The sequence below is a fragment of the Streptomyces sp. NPDC085460 genome, from assembly GCF_044541975.1.
Lineage (GTDB): Bacteria > Actinomycetota > Actinomycetes > Streptomycetales > Streptomycetaceae > Streptomyces.
In genome coordinates this window covers 46,752-62,947 of sequence record NZ_JBITTO010000014.1, presented here as the reverse complement: position 1 = coordinate 62,947, position 16,196 = coordinate 46,752, and the positions used below count along the sequence as shown (strand labels likewise).

At 71.0% G+C, this 16,196-nt stretch carries 13 protein-coding genes; 8 read left to right on the top strand and 5 right to left on the bottom strand.

Translation table 11 applies throughout. From position 1 onward, the window contains the following. Positions 1–789 precede the first annotated feature (789 nt). Both ACIGHB_RS29840 and ACIGHB_RS29835 read right to left on the bottom strand, forming a co-directional pair. A complete protein-coding gene (locus ACIGHB_RS29840) occupies positions 790–1,428 on the bottom strand; it encodes a hypothetical protein (RefSeq protein ID WP_399917324.1) in 639 nt (212 codons plus the stop codon). Positions 1,429–1,617: 189 nt separating this feature from the next. Next, positions 1,618–2,790 (bottom strand): hypothetical protein, encoded by a 1,173-nt coding sequence (locus ACIGHB_RS29835; protein WP_399917322.1) that lies wholly within the window; start codon positions 2,788–2,790, stop codon positions 1,618–1,620. Positions 2,791–3,060: 270 nt separating this feature from the next. On the opposite strand from ACIGHB_RS29835, the gene ACIGHB_RS29830 reads away from it, so the two are divergent. The 5 genes from ACIGHB_RS29830 (at position 3,061) to ACIGHB_RS29810 (ending at position 9,864) form a co-directional block, all read left to right on the top strand. After that, positions 3,061–3,615, top strand: a complete 555-nt coding sequence (locus tag ACIGHB_RS29830) for a hypothetical protein (protein ID WP_399917321.1) — start codon at positions 3,061–3,063, stop codon at positions 3,613–3,615. Between the two features lie 279 nt (positions 3,616–3,894). Beyond that, positions 3,895–8,337, top strand: coding sequence for a DEAD/DEAH box helicase (locus tag ACIGHB_RS29825; protein WP_399917320.1), 4,443 nt, complete (start codon positions 3,895–3,897; stop codon positions 8,335–8,337). Beyond that, a complete protein-coding gene (locus ACIGHB_RS29820; protein ID WP_399917318.1) occupies positions 8,334–9,194 on the top strand; it encodes a hypothetical protein in 861 nt (286 codons plus the stop codon). The genes ACIGHB_RS29825 and ACIGHB_RS29820 overlap by 4 nt, the downstream gene beginning before the upstream one ends. Positions 9,195–9,238: 44 nt before the next feature. After that, a complete protein-coding gene (locus ACIGHB_RS29815) occupies positions 9,239–9,490 on the top strand; it encodes a hypothetical protein (RefSeq protein ID WP_399917316.1) in 252 nt (83 codons plus the stop codon). Continuing rightward, positions 9,487–9,864, top strand: a complete 378-nt coding sequence (locus tag ACIGHB_RS29810) for a PIN domain-containing protein (protein ID WP_399917314.1) — start codon at positions 9,487–9,489, stop codon at positions 9,862–9,864. The genes ACIGHB_RS29815 and ACIGHB_RS29810 overlap by 4 nt, the downstream gene beginning before the upstream one ends. Positions 9,865–9,999: 135 nt before the next feature. Here the strand turns inward: ACIGHB_RS29810 and ACIGHB_RS29805 are convergent, their stop codons facing one another. Both ACIGHB_RS29805 and ACIGHB_RS29800 read right to left on the bottom strand, forming a co-directional pair. Further along, positions 10,000–10,410, bottom strand: coding sequence for a hypothetical protein (locus ACIGHB_RS29805; RefSeq protein ID WP_399917312.1), 411 nt, complete (start codon positions 10,408–10,410; stop codon positions 10,000–10,002). Between the two features lie 207 nt (positions 10,411–10,617). Beyond that, the gene (locus ACIGHB_RS29800; RefSeq protein WP_399917310.1) at positions 10,618–13,251 is read right to left on the bottom strand and encodes a tetratricopeptide repeat protein; all 2,634 of its coding nucleotides are present in this window, start codon (positions 13,249–13,251) and stop codon (positions 10,618–10,620) included. Between the two features lie 118 nt (positions 13,252–13,369). On the opposite strand from ACIGHB_RS29800, the gene ACIGHB_RS29795 reads away from it, so the two are divergent. Beyond that, the gene (locus tag ACIGHB_RS29795; protein ID WP_399917308.1) at positions 13,370–13,651 is read left to right on the top strand and encodes a hypothetical protein; all 282 of its coding nucleotides are present in this window, start codon (positions 13,370–13,372) and stop codon (positions 13,649–13,651) included. Here ACIGHB_RS29795 and ACIGHB_RS29790 read toward each other — a convergent pair. After that, a complete protein-coding gene (locus tag ACIGHB_RS29790) occupies positions 13,638–15,407 on the bottom strand; it encodes a zeta toxin family protein (RefSeq protein ID WP_399917306.1) in 1,770 nt (589 codons plus the stop codon). The genes ACIGHB_RS29795 and ACIGHB_RS29790 overlap by 14 nt on opposite strands. A 71-nt stretch (positions 15,408–15,478) precedes the next feature. Between ACIGHB_RS29790 and ACIGHB_RS29785 the strand changes: the two genes are divergently transcribed. Next, the gene (locus ACIGHB_RS29785; protein WP_399917305.1) at positions 15,479–15,736 is read left to right on the top strand and encodes a hypothetical protein; all 258 of its coding nucleotides are present in this window, start codon (positions 15,479–15,481) and stop codon (positions 15,734–15,736) included. Continuing rightward, positions 15,733–16,113 (top strand): hypothetical protein, encoded by a 381-nt coding sequence (locus tag ACIGHB_RS29780; RefSeq protein ID WP_399917303.1) that lies wholly within the window; start codon positions 15,733–15,735, stop codon positions 16,111–16,113. Before ACIGHB_RS29785 ends, ACIGHB_RS29780 begins: the two co-directional genes overlap by 4 nt. The last annotated feature ends 83 nt before the right edge of the window (positions 16,114–16,196 follow it).

The following is a 16,196-nucleotide window of genomic DNA, read 5'->3' as shown; positions in this document are numbered from 1 at the left end:
GCCCCCGCGGCCCGGGCCCCCGGGGCGGGGGGGGGGGGGGGGGCCCCCCCCCCCCCCCGCCGTTCCCTCGGCGCAGGCCCCACCGCGCCGATCCGCGCCACCGAGGCCGACCTCGACCCCCGCCTTCCCGGCATCGGTTTCCCAGACCTTGCCGCCCTGCGTGCCCGGGGCGTCCTCGGCCCGCAGCCGGCCGGGACGCCGACGCCGAACCGCCGCACGCTGAAAGCCCGCTGACTCCTCACCGCGGCGGCCGCACTACCGCAGCTTGGCCCACGTTCTCGATCGGCAACCGCCTGCACCACTGTGACCTGCGAGGGTCATTGGTTGGGTCACTCACCGAAGGCCCGGCTGGCCCCCTCGGGGCAGGTCGGAGTGTCCTGTGCAAGCGACCTTAAGCGGAAGGCCGATCGGCTTGTGCACTGCGGTGTGCGGGTGTTGGACGGGTCGTGTCAGCCTTCGCGTACGCCCTCGTCTGCTCCGTCCACGCGCCGAGTAGACCGACAGGACAGCCCTCTCTCGGCGGCTCGGAGTCCAAAGTGGCCGACGGTGTGCCCGTGAGAACAGGCGGCTCGGAGGTCGGTCCTGGGGCAGGACTGGCACGCCATCTCTGCACACACGCCTCGCCCACCCGCGTACATAGCCGCTCTGTGACAGCCCCTTGCTGAGGAGCGTTTGCCATGGAACTGGGGGCGAAGCGGCAAGCCTTCTCCCGCAAACCCGGCCCGGGGACGGCGAGGAGATTCCGGCTACGAGATCATCTGCGGGCATCCTGCTCAGGCCCTGTGGTAGTCAGGGAAGCCGTGGGTGGCACGTCCCGCACGCCTTGAAACGCGGGCCACCTCTGGGTCCGATGTTGGCCTTCGTCCAGCCGACAAGTGCCTCCCAGTCCATGGCCTCGCCCGAGTAGACGGAGACGAACGCATCGTGGGCATACAACTTGAGGTCGGTCCGGACTTCGGATCTGCGGCGGTTACCGCCAAGGTGGCGGGCGGGGCTGGCGTGGTAACAACCCGACTGGTGGACGGTCGTCCCGAGGACGACATACGGGTAGCTCGCGTGATCGAGGGCTTTCGCCGCCCGGGCCTGGGCGGCCGCCAGGATCTGCCGGAACTCCGGCTCCGCTGCCTGACACGTTTCACAGTCTCCGAAGCAGCGTGCGTACCGCTGAGCGGCTGGGTTGCCGTGGTGAGGGTCATGTGCCGCGTCGAGTGCCTCGGCCGCCTTCGTGAGTTCCGCCCGCGCCGTGGCTACGTCGACAGCGCCTGAGCCGATCAGGTCGAGCAACTCAATGACGGCCGGCAGTTCGACGGAGACCCCCCACCCGTCAGTCCAGCGCCGCTGGCTGGGAAAGTCGAGACCCCAGGTCCAGGAGACGTCCCTCAGAACGATCTGCCCGAGGCCAACATCGATTCGGCCCGATACCGGCATAGAGCTTCTCCTTCGTCAGGCGCCGCAGCGGCGTTCCCCGACGAGCACGTCCGGCGGGACCTCTCCCATGTCACCGGAGCACCGTTCCGGGTCCTCGATGCGGAGGCACTGGTCTTGATGACTTTGCGGAGCTGGAGGTCGAACGGCGGAAGCGGAGCGCTCCTCAGCGGATCTCCTCCGGGCCGCGACTCACGGCCGGCTGGTGGGGGCGCTGGTAGTGGCGTGTGAGCCCCGAGCCTGGGGCAGTGCGATGCCCTGTTCCTGTGCTGCCGGGCCGGGCCGGAGCGTCCAGGGGACCACGTTGGTTGCCGTGAGCCAGCAGTTGTGCAGCAGCCGCTGCACGATGAGATGCCGGACGCTGAGGGGGACATTCCAGCCCAGACCCTCACCCAGTTGCCGGAAGGAAGGGCCGTGACCATGCTGCTCCCTGAACTCCACGGTGAACGCGGCGGCCTGCAGTCCCCGGTCGGGGTGGGAGTCCTTCCACTGCTTATAGAAGAGCCATGCCTTTGTGCTCACGTGCACGGGAGCAGGCGGGACGGTGAACGCCCACGCGACCGCGGCCTCAGAGAACCCGCACAGGGCGCAGTTCTCGATGCTCTCGGCATGACGTCGCAGAGCAAGGCTGACGCCGGCCTTCCAGGCGGTCCAGGCGGCAGCGTCGAAGGAGGGCGTCTTCGAGGCCTTGCCGGCGCCGGGCAGAGCCGAGTGGCCCTCGTCGGGAGCACGGACGCCTGATAGGTGGGCGACCTGCGGAGCCAGGCGGCACTGGTCGTCGGAGAGCTCGGCCACGAACCCCTTCTCCAGGAGCGCGGCCAGGGCTGGCCAGCACTCGGCGGGGAGCACGGACGGGATCGGTCCAAGGTTCCTGGCCGTGCAGTGGGCGGCGAGGAACAGCCCAGCCAGCCGCGCGGCGGGCGGGAGCTTTCGTAGCGGCTTGGCCGACAGTGTCCTCGTCGTCCACCCCGATACACGAGAGCGGGTGTGCTTCCCGACCGGCAGCGGATGATCACTCGTACGGGCCAGGTCGGGAACAGTGACGCAGGTCGGTGGCGCGGTCGGATCCAGGTCGAAGACCGTGTCCGCGATCTGCCACCCCAGTTTCCTGAGAGCGTCGACTGCCTGGTGCGGATCGCTCAGCCGGAGCGAGGAGAGATCCGCACCGGTGATGTTCCCGGCGCCGCCGTGCGCCGCCCGGATGGCCACCACTGTGGCAAGCAGCTGGGCCTCGGGCCCCGGCAGGGGGAGCGAGGCGGTGTAGTCCAGGAGCTGGCGGGCGGCTTCCCCTTGCAGCGGTGAGAGGTGGAAGGGCGTGGGCTCGGCGGAGGGCGCCGGGACTCCGGGAGCGGGGGAGACGGACATCTGCACGCCCGCCTCAACGGATTTGGAATCGGGAGGTTACTGCCCCGCCTCGAACGGCCGCTCCGTATCAGCCTTCGGGGTCCGGACCTGTGAGCCTGTGAGGGTCGGAATTTGTCGCCGACACTCCTGGGTGAGCGCTGCGCTGATGCTGACGCTTCGTCCACCGTCCTGCACGCCCCGGATGAGGGGCCCGTCTCGCTGCCCGCGTGTCGGCACGCACGGCTTCCCGGGCCGAGCACAATGCCCGCGTTCTCAACCTAAGGAGCCCCGATGCCGCGAAAGCCGAAGAAGCCCCCCGTTCCTTCCTCGCGTAACGCCCGGAGCGCGGCCGAACGGGTCCTCGACGCTGCCGAATCGCTGCGGCCCGTGCCCGGGTATGTCAATGGGGACGACTGGGAAGAGTGGTACGTGCAGGCCACCCCCGCACTGCTGCGTGCGATGGCTGAGCTCGCTCTTCACCACCAGGATGAGGAACTCGCGGGCCGTCTGGTGCGGTTCGCGTCCCCCATGTGCCTGGAGCCCGAGTTCGAGAACTCGTCCGGGAAGCGTGTCGTTGTCGCCTTCTGCGCCGAAGCCGTGGCACGCGAGGACGAGCCCTGTCCGGAGCATCATCCTTCCAACGCTGAGGTCCTGGGGTACTGCGTCCACGTCAGCGGCTCCAGGCTGTGCCGGACGCCTCGTGCCCCCGGCAAGAACCGGTGCGCCGAGCACGCCAAGTGGTGTCTCGCGGTCGAAAGGGACGGAGCGGTGTGCAACAGGCGCAACTGCCAGGTCCCGAAGCACCGGGAACTCGCCAGGGAGGCGCAGGAACAGGCGCTGGTGTAGCTCCTCGGTGAAGGCTCTGGGGGGCCTTCGGCTCTCCGTCAAGGCGCCGACGCGGCTGAACACATCCGGGTAGTTGATGGTGTCGGCATGTCACTCAGGCCCGACGGATGCACACCGAATGTCACCATCGACTACCGATTGTGACTGTCTCGCTTTGGTGGCGAGGCTCCGCGTTCTCTTCGAAGGTCCGCCATGGCGACTCCTCCCTCTGTCCGGTCCACCCGAGTGCCGAAACCCGCCGCTCCGCCGCGGGTCGACCTCAGCGCCCTGGAACCGTCCGTGTTCTCCAAGCTGCTGGAGAAGGCGTCCAGGACCAGACACGTGACTCCCGAACTGGTCGCAGAGGCAGCTGTGAGGGCCGGGAACGGCCGGCTCGGCGTGAAGGACCTCCGGCTGCTTCTGCTCCGGCTCAGCACGGTCCGGTTCGCCGAGCCGGCGACGGCCGCGGCGTGGACGGTCGTGAAGGCGAAGCCCGAGCTCGCGACGTCGCTGCTGCACTCCTACGCCCAGGACAGCGGCACGCCGTCCGCGCTCGTGGTGCGAGACCTGGGCGGCAAGGCCTCCGAGCTGTTTGTCGCCCAGGCCGGATGGCTCGGGAAACCCGGTTCTCTCCACGGAGCCGCCGTCACCAAGGGAACGAAGAAGGCGGCCCTGCAGGGTGCGGTGGTCAGTCTCCTCGGGCACATGTCCGGCTGCGAGCCGGTTGAACAGTACGAGTTCGCCGAGAAGGGCTGGCAGCCGGCTGCCCGGTATTCATCCGGCTCGACGACTGCGGCGGCCCCGGACTCGACCTTCGCAGCACGGCTGCTGCAGGCCCTGGCCCAGCCGGCCGTCGCTCCGGCCGTCGTAGCCGAGGTCGCCACCCGCATCACTTCCGGCGCCCTGATCCCGCGCGATCTGCACGCCGTGCTCTTCGATGCCGCGGCATCGGCCTGGGAGCCCGCCCGCAAGGCGGCCCTGCACGCGATCGCCGAGACGCCCGGAGCCGCGGTCACCGTCCTGACCCTGCATCACGCGGCCCGCAACCTTCCGCTCCCGCAGTTCGACGAGGACCCGAGGCCCGGGAACACGGTGTCCTTCCGGTCGCATGCCACCTACACCGTCGACGGGCACAGAACGACTCTTACGGGCCCGTGGCGTTCCACCAAACGAGCGGCCCGGGCCGTGGTCGCGCTGCACGTCCTGGCCGCGCTCGCCGACCTGCCGCTCGACGTTCCCCGGCCCCGGCAACCTTCCTCACTCGGCCTGACGCAGAAGCCGGCCGCCCCCGGCGCGCGGGAGCGTCTCCTTGCGCTTCAGGAGACGGGAGCGATCAGCGGGCTGGTCTACAAGGAGGAGCCGAGCATCACGGGGCTGGAGCCCCTGTTCGTGTGTGTGGCGGCCTGTGTGAGCGGCGGGCAGACACTGTCGGGCACCGGCCGGAGCGTGGGGAGGTCCGGCGCGCGCCTCGAAGCGGCGGAGCTCCTGCTGGCCGAGTGGAAGCGGGTCCACGCGCCCCCGCCCCCGGCCGTCAAGGGGATGACGACGGTGCCGGCCTTCAACGCGATGACCGCCCTCACGGTGCTGAACCAGCTCAAGCAATCGGGCAAGATCAGCAACCTGAGCATTTCCGAGCCCCGTCTCGAACCAGGAGCCGGGTACGTGACGGCCGCCACCTGCAAGGTCGCGGGCAAGCAGCTGAAAGCGGAGGCGAGCGGAGCGGCGAAACGCCTGGCCCATCGCAACGCGGCGAAGGCCCTGCTGGAACTGCTGGCACAGCCGTCCGCCCCCACACCGCAGGTCGCCGCTCGGGTGGAACCGGCGCCGGATATCCACGACGACGGCGTACGGCACGGGCCCGCCGGACCGGTCGCCTCAACTGCCGACGTCACCGCCGCCGAAGCGTCCCTCACCGCGCTGCTCCGGCAGGGCGCTGAGCTCACCATCGACCTGCACCAGGGCGGCACACGGTTCCTGCTCTACCGCCTCGACGGGCAGCCCCTGCCCCCCACGCCACGCCGCCCGATCCGCCCCTGCGCAGCCGCCCTGGTTCTGCCGAGCCTGGGCGAAGCAGTCCAGCTGAAGGTGGTGGAGTGCTGGCACGTTCCTGTGCGCCTGCTCGCCAACGTGCTCGCCACCGCCGGCGGGCCGGGCCAGGAGACGCGGTCGGTCGCCGTGTGGCGGCAGATCATCCGCCTCGGGCTCGCCGTCGTGGCCGACGGCCGAGTCTTCCCGGATCTGTCCGACAACGGTATGGACGTATGGCGGGCGGGCCCGCTGACCGAACAACAGGAGGAACAGGCCAGCCGGCTCGCCGATGCCCTGGTGCCGCCCGCGCACTGCGGTATGGCCGTAGAGACCAAGCGCTATCACCTGTGGGCTCCCCAGCTCACGGTCCACGCCGGTCTCGACGCGGTCGCCGAGGCCCTGCTCCGCGGGCCGGGCACGCCCACCGTCCTCGGTCACGGCCCCTTCACCGCCGCCGTACCGCGCCAGCAGCACGTGCCCGCAATCGTCCAGTGGGGCGACGACCTCCACCACAGCGAGAACGCCGAGACCATGGAACTGGTCCTGTCGGTCCGCGCACCGCAGAACGACAGCCCGCAGGACACCGAGCTGCTCTGGGCGGATCTGCGGGTCCGCCTGCCCGACGCCGCGGCACAGCATGAACGGGAGTGGCGCCCGGCGGCGAACCTCACCTCCGACCCCCAGCTCCTGGCCCTCCTACGCCGCCGGCTGCGCCGCATCGCGGCCGAATGGGCACCGGCCGGCCGGCTCCTGGAACGCCCTACCCCAGACGCCTTCACCCTGCGTGCCTCCGAGGCCGTCCTGCTGCGAGGCAGGACCGCCCAGCAGCTGCAGCGAGCGGGACTGCGCGTGGAATGGCACCACGACTGGACGAACCGTCTGCGGACCCGCGCGGTCCTGGAACGCCGCCCCGCCGCACCGGCGTCCGTACTGCGTCCCCGTTTCGCCCTGGACGACGTCCTCGACGGACGCTGGCAGCTCTCGGTGGCCGGCCAGGACCTGTCCGACGGAGAGATGGACGAACTCGCCAACACACCGGTGCCACTGACGCAGGTCCGCGATCACTGGATCCTCGTCGACGAGGCGACAGCCCACCGGGCGGGAAACCGCGCCCTGCCACCGCTCGCCGCCGACCAGGCCCTGCGGGCCTCCCTGACCGGGCAGATCAGCGTCGAGGGCACCACTTTCGCCTGCGAACCGGCCGGCGACCTCGCCGAGCTCGTACAGTTCCTGCGCGCCGGATCACGCAGCGCCCCGGTGGAACTCCCCGGCGCGCTGTCGGCAACCCTGCGCGACTACCAGCAGCTCGGCCTCGCGTGGCTCGCGAACACCACCGACGCCGGCTTCGGGGCGCTCCTCGCCGACGACATGGGCCTTGGCAAGTCCTTGACCGCGCTCGCCCTGCACTTGCACCGACGCGGGCCCGAGCACCGCCCCGCGGGCCCCACCCTTCTCGTCTGCCCCGCCTCCATGGTGATCACCTGGGAGCGCGAGATTCAGCGGTTCGCCCCCAGCGTGCCCACCACGCGCTACCACGGGCCCGACCGGACCCTGGACGGAACCACGGCCCACACCCTCGTGATCACCACCTACGAGACCGTCCGCCGGGACGTCGACGTCCTGGCCGCGCACCCCTTCGACCTCGTCATCGCCGACGAGGCGCAGCTGATCAAGAATCACCGCACCGCCACAGCCTTCGCCATGCGCCGGCTTCAGGCCCAGACCCGCATCGCGCTGACCGCAACTCCCATCGAGAACAGCCTCAACGACGCCTGGTCCCTGATGGACTGGCTCAACCCCGGGCTGTTCGGCTCCCTGCGGACCTTCCAGGGCCAGTACGGAAAGCCGATCGAGGACAACATCACCGACGCCGAGCTGACCGAACGCCTCTCCAGCCTCCTCCGAGCGTTCATGCTCCGCCGGTGCAAGAGCGATCCGGCGGTCCTGCCCGAACTCCCTCCCAAGGTCTACCGTCCCCGGATCGTGGCCCTGACCCCCGAACAGGCCGCGCTCTACCAGGGCGTCGCCGACGAAACCTTCCGCGAGATCCGCGCCGCCGACGGCATCGCGCGCAAGGGCCTGCTGCTCAAGCTCTTCGGCCAGCTGCAGAAGATCTGCAACACCCCCGAGCAGTACCTCAACGAACCCCTCGACGCCTCCTACGACCCCGAACGCGCCGCCGCCCGTTCCGGCAAACTGGCCGCACTCGACGACCTCCTGCCCATCCTCAGCGACCCCGACGAGGCGTGCCTGATCTTCACCCGCTACCGGGCGATGGCACACCGTCTCGTCCACCACCTCCGCAGCCACCGCCTCGACCCGCTCTACTTCAGCGGCGACATCTCCGCCGGCCGCGAACGCCAGCGCCTCATCGACACGTTCCAGAACCGGCCCGGACAGACCATGGTCATCACTGTCAAAGCGGGCGGCACCGGCCTCACCCTCACCCAGGCCAGCCACGTCGTCCTCTTCGACCGGCCCTGGAACCCGGCCAAGGAAAGCCAGGCCATCGACCGGGCCCACCGCCTCGGCCAGACCCGTACCGTCACCGTCCACCAGCTCACCACCGAGAACACCCTGGAAGACCGGATCGACGAACTCCTCCGCCACAAACGCGCCCTCGCCGACGCCATCCTCAGCAAGGACAGCTCCGCCCTCAGCGAGCTCACCGACGACGAGATCTGCGACCTGATCGCCCTGGGAGCCCGCCGATGAATACCAACCCCTGGGCCGACGCCTTCGAAGCTGCCGCGCGCGCCGCCCTCGCCGACCCCGACCTCTTCCGCACCGGCCGCGACGACCTGAACAGCCACGGCATCCAGCGACTTCGGATCGAGCCCGGCCGCATCTCCGGCTTCGTGGCCACCCGCGGCGCCCACACCGAACTCCACGCCACCATCACCCTCCCGCTCCTCACAAGCAGCCCCCCGCCGGCACCCGCATGCGCACAGCACCACGACTCCGCCGGCGACGCCCTGCCCGATTGCCTCACCGACCCCGCACACGCCCACGGCCCAGCCCTGCTGCCCGACCCAGCACAACTCCGCCTCACCTGCACCTGCTCCATGGCCACCTGCCGCCATACGGCCGTACTGGCCCATGCCTTCGCCGACCACCTGAGAACCCATCCCGAAGACCTCGCGGCCGTCCGTGGCCTGCGGGCCCCCTCACGCCCGCTTCAGGACGTCCCCGGAACGAACGAGAGCGCCAGGCCCAAGCCCCTGGTCTCGGCGCATCACGCCTGGAGCCAGTACCGGAAGACCGACGACCTCCCGCCGGTCCCCACCCTCCTCGCTGAGCCCACCAGTGAGTCGATCGCCCACCAGGACCGGGCGCTTCCGCCGCCTCCCGCCCCTCGCGCCGAGTACCTGCTCGCGCTCATCGAGGACGCCGCAGCGCAGGCCAGACACTTCCTGACCGGGGACGCCTCTCTCGAATGTGCCTGGGAAGAAGACGCCGTCAGGCTCGCCGCCCGGGTGCCTCACCTGCGTGTCCCCGAACTGGCCGAACGCCTCGGCCTCGATGTCGCCGACCTCCGCCGCAGGATCGCAGCGGAGAGCCTCCGCGCGTAGCAGGCCCCCTCGCGCATGGTTCTACCGGCGGTAGAATCGCCGGTATGAGCAAGCCGACGAGCATCAAGACCACCGAGGCCGTGCGAGACCGGTTGCGCATGCTGGCGGAGGAGCGCGAGACGACGATCACCGACCTGATCGCAGAGCTCGCTGCGAAGGAGCTGACCGCAGCCGAGCGTGAGCAGCGCGCCGCGGAAGCCGCGGCTGAGCTCGGTGTCGAGTTCACGCAGCAGGTCCAGCAGGCCGGCCAGGACGCCTGGGCGAAGATCCGCGCCCACCAGGACCGAGCCGCGTGAACCTGACCGCCGTCCTCGACCACTCCGCGCTGTGCGCGCTGTATCAGGCGGACCCGTTCTTCACCGGGTTGTACATCGAGGCCTCCCGCGGCACCGGCCGCATCCTGGTGCCCTCCATGGCCGTGCTCGCTGCCGAACGCCAGATCCCGGGCGCGGGGCGGCACGCCGCCCGGCTCCGCTTCTCCGAGAGCGTCGCGTTCACCGCAGGGCACGCGGCCGACGCCATGGCCTGGCCCGACGTGGAATGGCCGGTCTCGCATGCGGCGGCCATCGCCTGGGAGGCGACGCGCGAGGGCGAGCCGGTCACTGTCCTGTCGCTCGTCCCCGACCTGTACAAGGCCACGGGTATCGCCCCGCTCGATCCCACGAAGTAGACCGGCCACGGCCGGCGGAGATCCGCCGCCGAACCGCCGTGGGACGTGGGCCGTGTCGACGGTCACGCAATTCCCCACGGATCGGTCTTCGGCTTCACGTGATTCCCCACCCCCGGGCCCGGCCCAATGGCCGGCTCAGACGGCTACCCGAATGGGCACAGCGTCCGCACGCCCGTAGGCGAGCACCTGGGCGAGGACTTCACGGAACAGGACGACGTCCTCGGCCGGTGCTTCGATGACGGCCTCGATCTCGCTGTCGCTCAACCGCAGGTCCTCCAGTGCATCAGGATTGAGCGAGACGCGGAGGACGTTGCCCGTCAGCACGGCTTCGCGTACACAGCCGTACGCGGTTCCCTGCCCGGCTGTGACCAGGCAGTGTGTGTCCATGCCCAAGGCGACCTCCTGATCATCTGGGTCGTCCTCGCCTGCCATGAACATCAGGATGAAGCCGCTTCCGTCCTCCCCCTCGGCGAGAGCAGCTTCGGTGAAGTAGCCGTCAGGGTCGATCTCTGTTGTGGCGACACGAGCAGTGAATCGGTACGTCATGACGGGGTTCTATCAGCGCGTTCAACCGAGGCGGGACCCAGGGGGCTGAGCACCCACGCTCCCCTCCAGGGGGGCCCACGAGGTGGACTCCGGGATCCCCCTGGGGAAGATCGTGAACTTCTGGCTGGGGAATTACGTGAGCGTCCACAGGCCGTCCTTCGGGCTCCTGCCAGTCTGCGCCGTTTCGCTCAGGAGTGATGGCAGAGGTCAGTGGCTTGCGGCGACCAGGGCCCGCCAGCGGGCGGGCACCGCGTCCGCGTCACCGGCCCATCGGACCGTGGACGGCGCGGGAAGGACCAGGCCGGCCATGTGGTGGGCGGCGTCGAGGAAGTAGGCGTAGTCGCCTCCTGTGGTGAGGCGGGCGAGGCGGGCGAGCGCCTCGCGGGCTGCGGCTTCGTCGCCGCGGACGGCGTGGTGGTAGACGACGGCGAGTTCGAGCAGTAGCCCGGCCGCGGTGATGCCGCTGGCGGCGGTCTCAGCCTGCAGGCGGTCGGCGCGGCCGGCGAATTCCTCTCCCGCATGGCGGGCAGTGCGGACGAGCTCGGCGACCTGAGCGGTGAGGGCGGTGGCGCGCTGGTCAAGCCCGGACAGGAGCTGCTCGGCGTACGCGATCTCGCCCTCGGAGCGCGCGGGGTCGGTGAAGGCCAGGGCGAGGGCGAGGTGGGCCTGGGCGATGGCCTGCTCGCCCCTGCTGCCGTGCTCCTCCGCCTCGGCGCGGGCTGCGGTGTAGGCGGCGGCGGCTTCGGTCATGTCGCCGTGAGCGAACGCGATGTCTCCAAGGACACGGTGGCCGCGGCCGGGCCAGCCGAGGGTCTGGGCGGTGGTGAGCGCGGTGGGGAAGTCGCCGGCCGCGCGGGCAAGGTGGGCGAGGCCTCGTGCGGCGTCGGGGGCGTAGCGGCCGCCTGCGGCGGCGACCTGCTGCATGCCGGCACGGGAGGCCGTCGTGTCGCCGAGGTCGCGGTGGGCCTTGGCCAGGAAGTAGCGGGCCATTTCAGCGAGGTCTGTGGGCAGCAGGCCGGTGTCGAGGACGGCGGTGAGACGTGCGACGGTGCGGGAGCGGTGCTCGTGCTGGCGGCGGGCGAGCGCGGCAAGGAGGTCGGCGAGCGCGTCTGCGGCGGTGACGGGGCCTTCGGTGTCGGGGAGAGGGAGGGGTTCCCACACGTAGTCGTCGGTGTAGGCGTGGGCGGCGTCGGTGAGCCAGCCGAGGTCAAGGCGGTGGTCGCGGGCGATCGCGAGGCCCTGGCGCAGGCAGCCGACGAGGAGGCGCCGGTTGGGGCCGGCCGCGGCTCGCCACTGTTCGCCGAGCGCTTCCAGGGCCCGGGTGGCGGCTGCGTGCCAGTCGGCATCGGTCCACCGGTCGTCGGTGGCGTCGTCCGCGGTACGCAGTGTGGATCGGATGAGGGTATGCAGGTGGTAGGACCACAGTGCGAAGGGGTCGTGCCGGATGAAGGGGCGTTCGATGAGCCGGGCTGCGGCGGCCTGGTGGGGGAGGCCTGCCGTGCGGGTGGCGAGTTCCAGGTCGAAGGCGTCGAAGAGGCTGACCGAGCGGAGGATGTGCCGTTCGTCCGGGGTCAGGTCGGCGACCGTACGGGTGATGAGTGCGGGGAAGTCGGCGTCGAAGTCCTCCGGGGCGGGGGTGCGCCCGGCGCGGCGCAGTTCGAGGAAGCGCAGGACGGAGAGGTCGAGGTAGAGGGGCAGGCCGTGCGAGCGGGCGGTGATGATGGCCCGCAGCTCGGGCCCGATCAGGGGCCGGCCGTCCTTGACGAGCCGGCGGGCGAGGTAGTCGTCGCAGTCGTCCGCGCTGAAGTCGCCGATGAGGACCTGCCGCCCGCCGGCGGCGCGCGGCGCGGGGACGGCCTGGTCGGCGAGTCCGGGCCAGGCGGCGGGGCCGGTGAAGTCGAGCTGCCCTTCGAGGGCGGGGTCGGCCCACTGCAGGCGGCCGCGGCCGGTGACGATGAAGAAGCTGTTGGGCATGAGCCACACCAGGCGCTGCAGCAGGCGTTCGAGGTCGCGGTGGGTGCGGGTGCCGGTGTCCTCGAAGGTGTCGAGCAGGATCACCGGTACCACCTGCTTGTCGGCTGGGAGCTGGGCGAGCTCCCAGGCGAGCAGGTGCGGGTAGTACGACAGGGCGTCGACATCGGGTTCGGCTTCGAGGAGGTCGGCGAGGCGGGCGCAGCCGGCCAGGGCGCGTACGGTCTGGCGCCGCTCGCGCAGGGCTTGGGTGAGCGCGCCGGTGAGCTGGCCGACGGCGCCGCCGATGCTGCCGGGCAGCATGAGCGCCTGGGCGACGTCGCCGAGCGCGGACTGCACCTGCTGCGGCAGACTCTTGCCGAAGCGGCCGGCGAGGCCTCCGCGGGCGAGGTACTCCTCCAGGCTCTCGCCGGGGTGCTGGTGCTCCCAGTAGCGGCGCAGGGCGATGTCGAACGCGGGCAGCGGCCGTCCGAGGTGTGCGGCGAGTACGAGGCGGATGGTGAGCAGGACGCGCTCGAAGTCGGTGCCGGCGGCGCGGGCGAGGTCGACGCGTACAGGCAGCAGCGCGGGCCGGGCCGGCCAGGAAGGTTCACCCCACCTCGCGGGACGTCCGTCGGCGCCGGCGAGCGCCGCCTCCAGTGTCCTCGACAGCGTCGACTTGCCGATCCCGCCCACCCCGTAGAAGACGATCACGTTCGTACGGGGGGCCTCCAGGTCCTCCACGTCGAAGCCGGGCGCGGTGACGTGGGCCAGGTGCTCGGTGAGCGCGGTCTGGACGAATTGCCACTGCCCGTGCCGGTCGGTGAACGCCTCGCCGGCCTCCATCTGCCGGTCGTTGGTGCTGAACAGCGCGCGCAGGTCCCGTGCCATGGAATACCCCCTGGTGATCGACTCGTCCCCCAACCTATGTCCGGTCGCCGGCAGGTGAAGCGGCGTCACGGACAATGGCCGGTCAAACACTCAGCACGACCCGAAGGTGGTACCCGCCATGACCGGCCCCCTCACTCCCGAAGACCCCCAGCCGCTCCAGCGCGCGGGCGGGGATGCCGCACAGGCCGAGAAGCTCGTGAAGCAGGTCCTCCGCTGGTACGAGGCCCGCCTCACCGAAGCCCGAAACGGCGGCCACGATCCGGAACAGGTCGCTGCGTGGCGTACGGGCCGAGACCAGGCCGCCGACGATCTGGACCAGTTGGAGGACGCCGACCAGGACGAGACAGTCCAGATCGCCCTCGTGTACGCCGCGCGGCTCAAGGAGCTCACGGAATCGTGAGCGAGGGGGCGAGCAGCAACGGCCGTGCGGGCCCGGGCCGGTGTTCCACCGGCCGGGCCTGCCACCGGGCGGGCATCAGCGGTCGGGCCTGCGCCGTGATGCCGTTCAGCTCCTCGCGCATCCGCGGCAGTACCCCATGCAGGGCTCGCTGGGCGGCGTGGAAGCGGGCGGCTTCCCGCTCGGTGTAGGGGCGCAGGCTCTCGGCGGTCAGCGCCCACGGCGCCGCGTGGTCGCGGCCGAGTGTCTGGAGGTCGGCGTCGAGCACGGTGACGGAGGCGATGTCCGGGTCGGCGGCCGCGGCCTCCACGATCTCGGCGGCTACCCGGCGGGCGCGGGCGTGACTGGCCGGGGTCGGCAGCGTGGTCATCACGTCGAGTTCCAGCGCGCGGGCATGATCGATGAACGTGTTCTGCCTGCTGTCGGCGGCCCGGCCGACGAGGGCGACGACCTCGATCCGGTAGCGGGCGCGCGCGAACCGGGCCGCGCTGAGACGGAAGTCGTGGGCGGTGAGGTAGTCGGCCTCGATGGTGGCGTCGCTGCGCTGCTCGCGGACGTATGCCTCGGCCTCGGCCTGCCATTCATCCACGTCGGGGCGGACCAGTTCGTCGGCGATGCGGGGGGTGTCGGTGACGAGCTGGAAGTGGTCCGGGTGCGCGCCGCGCAGGCGGTCCGGCTCGATACGAACGGGGCGGGGGCGCATCGCCCGGCGCACCATCCGGCCTGCCATGAGTTGCCCGGCGCCGTACTCCCCGACCAGGTAGATGACGACCGGATCCGGACGGAACGTGGCACGCCTCAGGTAGGTCGGGGCGATGAGCTCGTCGAAGGCCCACCGGTGCTCCTCCGTGCCAAGGCGGTGGTAGCCGGTTCCGGGCGGGCCCGGCAGCGGGTGGGCGATCCGCCGCACCGGTTCGGCGGCCGCGGCTGCGCGTTCCGCGTCCCGCGACACCGCGAGCCGAGCGTCGGCCGGTAGCCGCTCGTCGTGGACGAGCACCTCGGCTCGCGTCAGTTCCCGGCGGAACACCCGGCTCTGTCGCGCGTCCCACGGGCGTAACTGCTCGGTCCTGACCGTTGTCGCCGCGGCCGCGGGCCGGAACCAGGTGCCCGCGCGGGTGAGCGCGTTGTCGTACAGCGGCTCCATGCCCCGCCGTACCACTGAGACCCGGTCCGCCAGTAGTTCTGCCTCGATCACCGCGAGCGTGCGCAGCATCCCTGCCGTGCAGGTGTCCTGGTTCTCCCACGACACGTAGCGCAGGCCGCCGTTGAGGAAGCGGTCTAGGACGCCGAGCTGAGCCATGGCCTCGGCGGTCGCGACCGCTACGACCTCGATCCGGTGGCCCGAGTCGCGGTAGGCGGCCGACAGGGCGCGGAACTCGTCCTCGGAGGCGAGCGCGGACTCGACCACCGCGTCCAGTCCGTGCGCCCGGACGTACTTCTCCACCTCGGCCTGCCAGCGGATGAGGTCGGGGCGGACCTGCACGCCGGCGGTGCGGACGTCGCTATCCAGGAAGGAGGGGTAGAGGCGGTGGGCGGCCTTGTAGAGATCGCGGCCGATGCGTACGGCACCGCCTCGACGGTCGAGGGCCGCCTGCACCAGGTCGCCGATCTGCGTCTTCCCCGACCCCGGGGGGCCTCCGACGACAACGAGGACCGGCCGGTCCTGCGGGACGGCGCCACCGATCCAGCGGGGGAGTTGCATGGCGAGGAGCCGCTGGTGCTCGGCCTCGCTCAGCCCGGACGCCGTTGGGGCACTCACCGCTCCTCCACACCCTAGGATGGGTACGGGTACGTACCCGTACCCATTTTTGATCTTACGGGAGGGACGCCATGGCCGACGCCAATATCCGGATTCCCATCGAGGCCAGAGACCGACTGGCCGCCGTGGCCGCGGGAGAGGGCATGTCCCTGCGCGCCTACCTGTCCCACCTCGCCGAGACCCTGCTCACCTCGGACGAGCGCGCGCAGCGGGCGGAGCAGGTCCAGGCGAGCCTGCGAGGGTGGTCCGGGTACGCGCCCACGGATACCGCGGAGGCAGCCCTGGACCAGGAGCTCGACCGGCGCCTCACCGAGGTGCAGGGACCGTGACCACGGCCCTACACGTCGTTCTGGACGCCTCGGTCATCACCGCGGCCGCCACAGGCCACCCGCTTGCCTCCCGCCTCCTTCACCGAGCCCACGCCGAAAACGGATGGCACCTCTACGTGTCGGCCTGCGCCCTTGTCGAGGCCGACCGGAACTGCCCGGGCTCCATCCGGAATCTGACTGCCCTGCCCGGCATCACGGTTCTCGACCTCGATCTCCCCGCCGCCCTCACCCTCGCCGGCGCCACCACCTGGGCCCACGCACACACCCAGCACTCCGCCCTGCCGTGCACCGACCGGCCCGACGGAGCGATCGTCGCCACGGTCACCCCGCGGCTGTGGGAGACAGCCCCTGTCAGAGTCCTCGACCTCAGTGCCTGACCTGCGGGGGCGAGCCGCGCGGAGCTCAGGACCACGGCCGGCAGACAGGCGTCGTGCGACCCCCGTGTACGCCCGGCGAGGGC